The following is a 416-nucleotide window of genomic DNA, read 5'->3' as shown; positions in this document are numbered from 1 at the left end:
TTACAAGAAGTTAACGGAACCAGTATCATTCGAAATTAAAAAAGGTATGACGAAAGTTTTATCATTGAAAGTAGAGAACGAGCTGTTAGATAAAGGTTCAGTAGCGATTACAAAAGTAGACAAAGAAAGTGGCGCAGTATTAGCGGGCGTAACATTCGAAGTGCAAGATGAAAAAGATAAAGTAGTAACAAAAGTAACGACAGATAAAGAAGGAAAAGCAACAATTTCCGATTTATCAGTAGGAAAATATAAGCTAGTAGAGGTAGAGAGCTTACCAGGATATAAAAAACTAGCGAAACCAGTATCGTTTGAAATTAAAAAAGGCATGACAGAAGTCTTATCACTAAAAGTAGAGAATGAACAGTTAGATAAAGGTTCAGTAGAAATTACAAAAGTGGACAAAGACAGCCAGAAGG

Annotated in this window: 1 protein-coding gene; it reads left to right on the top strand. The window is 34.6% G+C overall.

The features are described 5' to 3' along the window. A partial coding sequence (locus IBT51_RS26930) for an MSCRAMM family protein (protein ID WP_200458896.1) occupies positions 1-416 on the top strand: 416 nt, incomplete at both ends.

Origin of the sequence: Bacillus sp. S71, assembly GCF_016625265.1 — a bacterium.
Classification (GTDB): Bacteria; Bacillota; Bacilli; order Bacillales; family Bacillaceae_G; genus Bacillus_A; species Bacillus_A cereus.
The sequence above is the reverse complement of the archived record's forward strand: the minus strand, read 5'-3'. Positions and strand labels throughout refer to the sequence as shown.